Source organism: Oscillospiraceae bacterium (genome assembly GCA_015065085.1).
Lineage (GTDB): Bacteria > Bacillota > Clostridia > Oscillospirales > SIG627 > SIG627.
The window spans coordinates 107,053-116,502 of sequence record SVQW01000006.1 but is presented as its reverse complement, the minus strand read 5'-3'; the positions used below and the strand labels follow the sequence as shown (position 1 = coordinate 116,502).

Genomic DNA, 9,450 nt, shown 5'->3' with positions numbered 1-9,450 from the left:
TGCGGTGGCTTTTTTTACATTTGTTGCAATTTTCTTCTTTTCATATTCAGAGGTAACGCCGTAAAGCGTGCCGTCTGCGGTTACAATGTTTCTCTGGGTGTAAAGGGTATCAATCTTGTGCGTATAAAAGGAATAGCTGACAACATCCCTGATTTCGTTTTTTATGACAGGGTCTATCTGCTTGAAATCAACACCCACCTGATAATAAACATTTTCGGGAGTTACAAATTCGTCATCATCAAGTATATGGTTTGCATTGTAGTTTGGTGTCACGTTAAGTTCAGGATATGTTTTATACTCGTAGTTTATTATCTCCGCAGGCGGAAGAAGCTTTTCTGCATCAGCCTTATTTGTAAGCATGATCTTATCGGTTACAAACGAGAATGACTTTGTACTTCTTCTCTTATCCTCGTCCGCTGCAAAGAAATTATCTATCTGTGAATAGAGGATTGTTGAGGTTGAACCAAGGAAGTGTGAAAATGTAATAAAGTTTCCGCTTGCATCCGTTGCCACGATAACTGCGGCGGGAGTAAGCTTTCTTACAAACTGTTTGTTTTCATCGTATATATCTGCGGAAATTACGATGGTGTCCTTTGTAAGATTATATACCTTTGCCCAGTCAGATTCCTTTCCGTTCATAACCAAGTCATATTCCGCTTCGTCAATGATACCGAGTCTGGTAACAGCAATTTCTTTACCGACGGTACCGTATGTTCCAAGATAACTTATTTTGACGTAATGGTTCTGATAATCACTTCTCTTTACCTCCGGAGCAAAGCTTGGTTGTATACCTATCGTTTCGTCATAGAATCGGGTTCCAATATCGAACCGCTGTTCAGAGCCGGCTTCCATATTGTAAGGTACGCCGAAATTGGTGCCGTATACATGGGTAATCGGTATGTATTTTCCAAAAAGACTTCCTTCTGTAAGATCGGTAGTCTTGCCTTCTGTTGGACTTGTTACTGTCGGCTCTTTTTCCTGATTGGTTGTTTTATCAGAGTTTGTTTCACTGTCGGTATCCTCGACCTTTATAAACGAAACGTTCTGAGTAGCAGCAAGTCTTGGGTAATACTTGCCCCCTGTCTGCTTCATGGAATCAAAATCCACAGGCATATAAGATTTATAACCGTTGGAAGCCGTAATTGTCAGGTACACGTCCTTGATATCGGTTTCGGATATTTCTTCATTATATGAGCTGTTGGAAAACGAGTTCTTGCCAACAATTTTGAAATCTTTACTGCTTGAAAAGAACTGAACCCAGTTATTTCCGTTGGAATTATATCCGACACCCATATAGCGGAATTCGGGCTTAAGAATATTGGCACGGTGTCCGGGGCTGTTCATCCATGATTCTACAACCTCCGCAGGATTACGCTGACCCCTTGCGATGTTTTCTCCGACATTACTCCAGGTATAAGTGGAAGGAATTGCCGAGTAGCAATCGCTTCCGTCGGGTCTGTCATGAGAAAAAGTGGTTACAAGCTCCTTTTCACGAATATCGCAGATATCCTGAAGAGTACCGTTCATGGAAAGCGAATCAAGACCTTCCTTGGCACGTTCAATATTACAAAGTCTTAAAACCTCCCATTCAAACTCGTTGACAGAAAGCTCGCTGTATTTTGCTTTGCTGAGGTCCCGTGCAACACCTCCTGCCTGTCCACCTTCGGTTTTACTACCGACGTTAAAGGTGTAACAGATCACAGCCTGCTTTTTATCCTCGGTAAGACTTTTCATTTCAGAAAGCTGACCGTTGATTTTGGTTGTGGATTTAACGTATTTTATATATTTATCCTGACCTGCCTTTATTCTGACGGTAACGGAAACCTTATATGAGTTACCCTCAATAAAACAGCCGTTGTCATCAAAATCGCCGTCCCATTCCACCTTTACAACCTCGGTGCTTGCCGTTGAGGGAACAGAGCCCGAATTTACCGGCTTTTCACCTGTCACTGGCTCGGTTACTGTAATATTGAAAATATTTACAACCGACGCAGCAAACACATTTGCTGGAAGTATGCTGATAAGCATACATAAGCATAAAACTGTACTTAATATTTTTTTCATTGTTCGCTCCTTCTTTCGTATCATAAAATTTAATTTAAATAACTTATTCAGTCTTTAATCGTCTCGCAAGCTCTTTTGCTTTAAGTTTTCTGCTTTTATTCAGTTCAGCATCACGGCATTTAGGGCACTTTGTAAGTGTAGTTGATCGGCTTCTGAGCTGCGTCTGCCATGAATGACCTTTTTCACATTTCCACCAAACAGGTAATGAACTTGTATGACTGATTGTTTCCGGGGTGAACGGAAGATTTTTTTCGTCATCCCACTCTGTTAATAGGTACTCCTTTCTTTCCTTAATGCAATAATCCTTCAGTTTCAAATTTATCACCCTCCACATCTTGAAAAATTTGATATTATATGCTACAATAATTATACACCGCCCATCAATGGGCGATGCAAGTGTTTTTTGAGAAATTTTTCGAATTTTTTTCAAAAATATTTATTTTATACAAAAAACGAGGATTATTTTATGGATAATAACAATTTATTTTCCATCGGCGAGATAGCAAAAGCCGTTGGAATCACAAGAAAAATTATATTGAACTATGAAACAAAAGGTCTTATTACTCCGGACAAAAAAGACGGTGCTACAGGCAACAGATATTACACCATTGATACCTTTACTCAAATCCGAACAATCCGTGTGTTTCAGGACTTAGGGCTGTCGCTTGACGAAATAAGAACATATTTCAGCGATACAACGGATTTACAACCGATGATAGAACGGCTTGAAAAAATGCGTGATGAACTTAATCTCACCATTGAAAAGCTGAAAGAAAGAACACATAAAAAAGGTGATGTTATACGAGAAATCACGATTGAACCGCAGACGATATACTGCCGTGTGTATAACTCAACCTCTATTGCTGACAAGACAAATCTTTTGAGAGATACGGCACTTGAAGCAATGAAATTGCACGGAACCGATACAACAAGGAGAATGTATTTCACCGAGTATTCTGCGAATGCTCCGCAAGACATTTCATATTGTGTTGCTGTGCCGCAAGGAAGCGAAGGTGAATACATAAAACATCTCCCCGAACTCAAAGCACTTTCATTTTTCCACCATGGTGCTTATGAGGAAATTTCCGAAGCACGAAAGAGACTTTTTTCCTATGCAGAAGAAAATAATCTGACGCTGACAGGTGTATTCCGTAATATTTATCTTGAAGGACCGCCGCAACATAAAGATAAAAGCAAATTCATCACACAGATTATTGCGATAATTGAATAAAAAAGAATGAGCCTCTAAGGATTTACTCTCCTTGGAGGCTTTAATTTTTACTCAATAATTTTTTTGCAAAACAAAATGCAACACCTGCCTGTATCTATAATTTATACACTTAAAAATATAAATCAAACAAACAAGTATTGCATTTCAGTTTACAATTGACTGGAATTAATGCTGACATCGTTGTGTAATGTCTCCCGAAGATGTATCACATACTTCCGATACATCTTTTCGTCCGGCTCAGATACCTGCATATTCTTGTCAAAAAACTTATAGAACTGAGTATAGCTCTGCCTATAGTGATTGATGCTTCCTTCTCTCAGGTTTCGTGCTCGGCAATCGTCGAGATACTTGTTGCATCCTTCCTCAAGGGTCAGTAAATTATTCTCCGCAAGCTTCAGTTTTTTCATCTTTTTTCTCCTAAAACAAATTAGACACATCATACGGGAAAACCCGAAAATGATGTGTCTAACTCTGTTTGTTGTTAAAAGATGTTTATAAGTTGATTCTTGTTATTCAAAACACGTGTCAAAGATGTTTAAAACATCTGAAAAGTGCTGTAAAATCAGCTTACTTCGCCATAGCTTCCTGAACTGCAACGGCAACAGCAACGGTCATACCAACCATGGGGTTGTTACCTGCGCCGATAAGTCCCATCATTTCTACGTGTGCGGGAACGGAGGAGGAGCCTGCGAACTGTGCATCGCCGTGCATACGACCCATGGTGTCGGTCAAGCCGTAGGAAGCGGGACCTGCAGCCATGTTATCGGGATGGAGAGTACGTCCTGTACCGCCGCCGGAAGCAACGGAGAAGTACTTCTTGCCGGTTTCGTAGGACCACTTCTTGTAGGTACCTGCAACGGGGTGCTGGAAGCGGGTGGGGTTGGTGGAGTTTCCGGTGATGGAAACGTCAACATCCTCGTGCTTCATGATAGCAACGCCCTCAAGAACGTCGTTGGCGCCGTAGCAACGAACCTTAGCCTTTTCGCCGTCGGAGTAAGCGATTTCGCGTACTACCTTCAGCTCGCTTGTATAGAAATCATATTCGGTTTCAACGTAAGTGAAGCCGTTGATTCTGGAGATGATGTAAGCGGCGTCCTTGCCAAGACCGTTGAGGATAACCTGAAGGGGCTGCTTTCTTACCTTGTTAGCGGTACGAGCGATACCGATAGCGCCCTCAGCAGCTGCAAAGGATTCGTGACCTGCCAGGAAGCAGAAGCACTTGGTTTCTTCGCGCAGAAGCATTGCGGCGAGATTACCGTGACCCAGACCAACCTTACGGGTTTCGGCAACAGAACCGGGGATGCAGAATGCCTGCAGACCTATACCGATAGCCTCAGCGGCGTCAGCAGCATTGGTGATGCCCTTTTTGAGAGCAACGGCACAGCCGAGAGTGTAAGCCCAAGCAGCATTTTCAAAAGCGATGGGCTGAATATCCTTAACTATTTTGTCAACATTGATACCCTTGGAGAGGCACAGCTCCTGAGCTGCTTCCAGGCTTTCAAAGCCGTATTCCTTGAGGCATTCGTTGATTTTATCAATTCTTCTTTCGTAACCTTCAAATTTAGCCATTTTACTTATGCCTCCTTATTATTCTTCACGGGGGTCAATGTACTTGACCGCTTCGTCGTATCTGCCGTAAGATTTAATGTTAGCCTCGTAAGCCTCCTGAGCGGGCTTGCCGTGTCTTATCATTTCCATCATTTTGCCCAGGTGAACGAACTTGTAGCCGATAACCTCGTTGTTCTTGTCAAGACCGAGAGAAAGGATATATCCCTCAGCCATTTCGAGGTAACGAACGCCCTTTTCTTTGGTAGCAAAGATAGTACCAATCTGAGAGCGCAGACCCTTACCAAGGTCTTCAAGAGAAGCACCGATGGGCAGACCGTTTTCGGAGAATGCGGTCTGGGTACGGCCGTAAGCCAGCTGCTTGAAGATTTCTCTCATAGCAACGTTGATAGCATCGCAAACAAGGTCGGTGTTGAGAGCTTCAAGAAGGGTTTTGCCCTGCAGGATTTCAGCTGCCATAGCTGCGGAGTGAGTCATACCGCTGCAACCGGAGGTCTCAACGAGAGCTTCCTCGATGATACCCTCTTTAACGTTGAGGGTAAGCTTGCACATACCCTGCTGGGGAGCACACCAGCCTACACCGTGGGAGAGACCGGAAATATCCTTGATTTCATAAGACTTAACCCATTTGCCTTCTTCGGGAATGGGAGCGGGTCCGTGATGCGGTCCTTTTGCGACCGTACACATTCTTTCTACTTCATGAGATAACATAGCCATTTTTCAAAAATTCCTTTCGTTATTTTTTATGTAGACAATCAGTCAACGATAACTTCGCCGACGATGTTGGGAGTAGCGCCTGCGGCATTTGCTTCGTCGGTGTCGATGTGCATAAAGCGGGCAAACTTGTCGCTTACACGAACAACAACGTCGTCAAAAATGAGAGGACGGCTGCCACTTATTTTAACTTTAACGATCTGCTTGTTTTCAACGCCGATTTCTTCAGCATCAGCGGGAGTGAGGTGCAGGTGACGCTTAGCGGCGATAACGCCCTTTTCAAGAACTACTTCACCGCAGGGACCAACGATTTTGCAGCCCTCGGTGCCTTCGATGTCGCCGGATTCGCGGATAGCGGCATTAACGCCCATGGTTCTTGCATCGGTGAGGGAAACCTCAACCTGACTGTCGGGACGAGCGGGACCGAGAATGATAACGTTTGCGATGGACTTCTTGGGTCCTACGATCTCAACTCTTTCCTCGCATGCAAACTGACCGGGCTGGGAAAGGTCCTTCTTGGGGGTAAGCTGATGACCCTTGCCGAAAAGGATTTCGATGTCCTCCTGCTTGAGGTGAACATGACGTGCAGAGGTTTCAACAATGATTTCTCTTGACATGGTTTATATCTCCTTTATAAATTATTAACATGTTGAGTAAAATTATACTTTTACACTACAGTATATCACAATTAACATAAAAAATCAAGTAGTGAATAATAAATTATATACTTCATGAAGAAGATATTTTTAGTAAAGCAATAAAACTGTCCACCTGATTTCAACGATATACGGTGGAGTGAACAAAAATGAGTTTCTACCCTTCGTACAGGGTAGAAACTCAAGCTGAGTATATACAATAATACTACCGGTAGCGGCAAATTATTTAAAGGAATTTTTCGGCTATATCAATCCCAGCAATAGGTGTCTGTTCCGTAAGCGCTTTTCCAGACCCTCGGGAATGCTTCGTCTTCCCAGTCGAGAGGGACGGAGGTGACGGTGTTGACCGATGCACGTGCAAAAGCTTCCTTTACTGCCTTTTTCACCTCAGGGGTGTAGGAATCCTCGGAAATGGATACAAAGGTAGGAGTTCCGCTTTTGGAGAGTACGTCAAGCCATTGCCTGTTGCGGTGCCATTCGATATTGGAGGTGATTCCCACACAGTCGGCATAGGCGGAATAGAAGGTATTGTGATGTGACATGCGGAAGGCGAGGGTATTGACGCCCATTTTTTTCGTTCTGTCCCAGTGTATACCGCTGGTATCATCGCCTGTTCTCATAAATTCATAAATACCCGCACAAAGATGGTTGAAGGAGTTGCAGCCCGAAATTATCATATCATCGCCTGCCGCTTCACGAATTGCTTTGTACAGATTTTTTGCGATTTCTGCTGTTGTGAGGGAGGTATTGTGAAAATGCCAGTTGGCTTCCGTGAGCTCGTCGCCCATTTCAAAGCCCCATTTGAGAAGCATGTCAAAGGAGCTGAAGTCTTCCTTTATCATTTCAAAGCCCCAGCTCTTAAAGCGCTGTATTTCCTTCTTTATCTGTTCGAGGGTTTCGGGCTTTGACGGATCGAGAGTGTAGTCGGTGGCTGTTTTGGTGGCATCGTTGTAGCGCAGATAATGGTTGTCCTTGAACACCTCCGAATTGTCCAGGGACTTGTACCACAACGCAGGGCGCACTCCCAGTGACTTCATTTCTTCGGCAAGCTTTTTCATGTCCCCGAATTTTGTGTTGGGATACCACGGCCCTCCCAGATATTTATTGATGTTATGGCAGATAGCCCAGCCTGCGTCAACTATCATGAACGGTCGGTTTTCAAGCCCTTCTGCACACTCTGCGATTTTGCGTGAATGGCTTATTACGGTGTCATATGAGGAATAACCGTAAGTGCAGTACCAGTCGCAGCCGCCGTATATGGGATACGGCAAAAGTCTCGGCTTGGGACACAGTTCGCGGCAAAAATCGGTGATGGCTTCAATAGCAGGCTTTGTGTATCTTTTTATAATCACCGTCGCGGCTTCCAGCACCCTGCCAGAAAAGGCAATTGGGTCGGGACCGCTTCTCACATCAAGGTAAAGTGCCGCCTCGCCGTCGCGCACACGCCAGAAGCACATGGCATTGGGCTGAGTCATAACTCCGAAGCAACGGCAGATATCCCCCGATTTGGCTGTAAAATACCAGGGCATTATCCCTGTTTTTTCAATAGGTAACCACTCAAGGTCACCGTAAGCCCTTTCCCATGCATCACCGAGAAATCTTTCATGGGGCTTAAAATCAACTTTCCATATGAAACATATACACCTTACAGGCGTTTTGTCTGAGGTGACGGTGATAACACCGTTTTCGTCAATGGAAGCAAGCACATCATTGTATGCATATCCGCTGTTTGCCGACTGCATTTTGATAAATTTACCGTTTTCGTTTTTAAATCTGACATCTGATAAGGTGTTAATCATGGCTACTCCTTTTTTATTGCACATTCACTTGGAAATAAAAATATTCCGCTTGAGGTGAACATGACGTGCGAAGGTTGCGATAATGATTTTTTGACATAATTGTATAAAGCACTATCATTTTAATTTCAGCGTATATGATTTACCGTAAAGCTTGTCAGAATTGAATATGTAAAATGTAAAATTTATTAGTGATTTAACATATTAAGGCTGTATCTTGTCAATAGGGCAGATAATTCAAAGGATTAACGTCTTTGCCGTTTTTGTAGAGAGTAAAATGCAGATGCTTTCCTGTGGAGCGACCGGTTGTGCCGACATACCCGATAAGCTGTCCCTGCTTTACCATATCGCCCTTGGAAACGGAAGGCCACTTGTTCATGTGACCGTACAACGACTGAAATCCGCCGCCATGGTCGATAATTACATAGTAGCCGTAACCGGTGTAGGCGTTTCCGCCCGCAGTTACCACCTCGCCGCCCGCAATGGCATATATCTCGGGTGAGGTACCGCTGGTGGCAATGTCAATACCGTTGTGGTAAGCCTGTTTTCCCGTGAATGGGTCCTTGCGGTAGCCCCATTGGGAGGAAATTATGTATTTTTTGGGAAGCGGCCATATAAATCCCGCCTCGCTGTAATTGTAGGAGGGGGTATTGCGCTTTCTCATTTCCTCCAGAAGGCGGTTCATTTCCTTTTCGGTCTCACGCATTTCGGCATTTTCACGGTCCAGCTCTTTCTGATACTCGTCAATGTCCTTCTGGAATGCGGCAACCGTCTCTTTGGACTGATTTATCTTCTCGGCAAGCTCTTCCTCCTGTGCGCTGAGCTCCAGGAAATGCTGTGTATAACCATCGGATGCCTTTTGGATTTCATCGCGTTGCTGCTTTTGGGTCTTGAGATTTTCGGATATTCCGTTTAAAAGCTTTGAATCGTAATCCATAAGCTCGCGGGAGATTTCAAGACGGGAAATAAAATCAAGAAAATTTTCTGACTCGAAAACAAATTCCAAAAAACTGATATTGCCTGTATTCTCGTGGTTGTATACAAGACGGTTTTTGAAAATTTCAACCGCCTTTTTAAGCTCCTTTTCCAGCTTTTCGATTTCCGCTTCTTTGTTGGTTATCTGATTTGTGTATATGTCAAGAAGCTCGCGGGTGGTGGAAATATTACTTTTTATAAGGTTAATTTCGCCGGTCTGCTGCGAAAGCAGTGCGCTTTGGGAGCTTTGCTTGCTTTTCAATGCGGTTATTGCCTTTTTTGTTTCTGCCTGTTTGTTTTTTATAATAGCAAGCTCGCTTTCCAGACGTTTTACCGCAGTTTCGTCATCTTCGGCATACGCCGCAGGGATAAACACAGCGCAAAAAAGAGTTAACAGAGCAAGAGCGATAGAAAAAATCTTCTTTTTCATGTTTCTTCCTTTCATTTG

The 9,450-nt window shown here is 43.7% G+C and carries 9 protein-coding genes; 1 reads left to right on the top strand and 8 read right to left on the bottom strand.

What is annotated here, in order from left to right:
- A partial coding sequence (locus E7588_06030; protein MBE6688820.1) for a CAP domain-containing protein occupies nt 1-2,088 on the bottom strand: 2,088 nt, incomplete at its 3' end.
- Nucleotides 2,089-2,107: 19 nt separating this feature from the next.
- On the bottom strand, nt 2,108-2,494 hold the full coding sequence (locus tag E7588_06025) for a hypothetical protein (GenBank protein ID MBE6688819.1): 387 nt from the start codon (nt 2,492-2,494) through the stop codon (nt 2,108-2,110).
- Between the two features lie 36 nt (nt 2,495-2,530).
- Here E7588_06025 and E7588_06020 point away from each other — a divergent pair, with 36 nt between their 5' ends.
- Nucleotides 2,531-3,295: a MerR family transcriptional regulator gene (locus tag E7588_06020; protein ID MBE6688818.1), complete on the top strand. Its 765-nt coding sequence runs from the start codon at nt 2,531-2,533 to the stop codon at nt 3,293-3,295.
- Nucleotides 3,296-3,444: 149 nt separating this feature from the next.
- Here E7588_06020 and E7588_06015 read toward each other — a convergent pair whose 3' ends face one another.
- From E7588_06015 to E7588_05990, 6 genes are all read right to left on the bottom strand, one after another.
- On the bottom strand, nt 3,445-3,702 hold the full coding sequence (locus E7588_06015; GenBank protein MBE6688817.1) for a hypothetical protein: 258 nt from the start codon (nt 3,700-3,702) through the stop codon (nt 3,445-3,447).
- Between the two features lie 160 nt (nt 3,703-3,862).
- A complete protein-coding gene (locus E7588_06010) occupies nt 3,863-4,864 on the bottom strand; it encodes a GGGtGRT protein (protein MBE6688816.1) in 1,002 nt (333 codons plus the stop codon).
- An 18-nt stretch (nt 4,865-4,882) separates the two neighbouring features.
- Nucleotides 4,883-5,572 (bottom strand): hypothetical protein, encoded by a 690-nt coding sequence (locus tag E7588_06005; protein MBE6688815.1) that lies wholly within the window; start codon nt 5,570-5,572, stop codon nt 4,883-4,885.
- Between the two features lie 44 nt (nt 5,573-5,616).
- A complete protein-coding gene (gene pduL, locus E7588_06000) occupies nt 5,617-6,192 on the bottom strand; it encodes a phosphate propanoyltransferase (protein ID MBE6688814.1) in 576 nt (191 codons plus the stop codon).
- Between the two features lie 287 nt (nt 6,193-6,479).
- Nucleotides 6,480-8,030, bottom strand: a complete 1,551-nt coding sequence (locus tag E7588_05995; GenBank protein MBE6688813.1) for a hypothetical protein — start codon at nt 8,028-8,030, stop codon at nt 6,480-6,482.
- Nucleotides 8,031-8,247: 217 nt separating this feature from the next.
- Nucleotides 8,248-9,447 carry a hypothetical protein gene (locus E7588_05990; GenBank protein ID MBE6688812.1) on the bottom strand — a complete coding sequence of 400 codons (1,200 nt, stop codon included), beginning with the start codon at nt 9,445-9,447 and terminating at the stop codon, nt 8,248-8,250.
- Nucleotides 9,448-9,450: the final 3 nt, after the last annotated feature.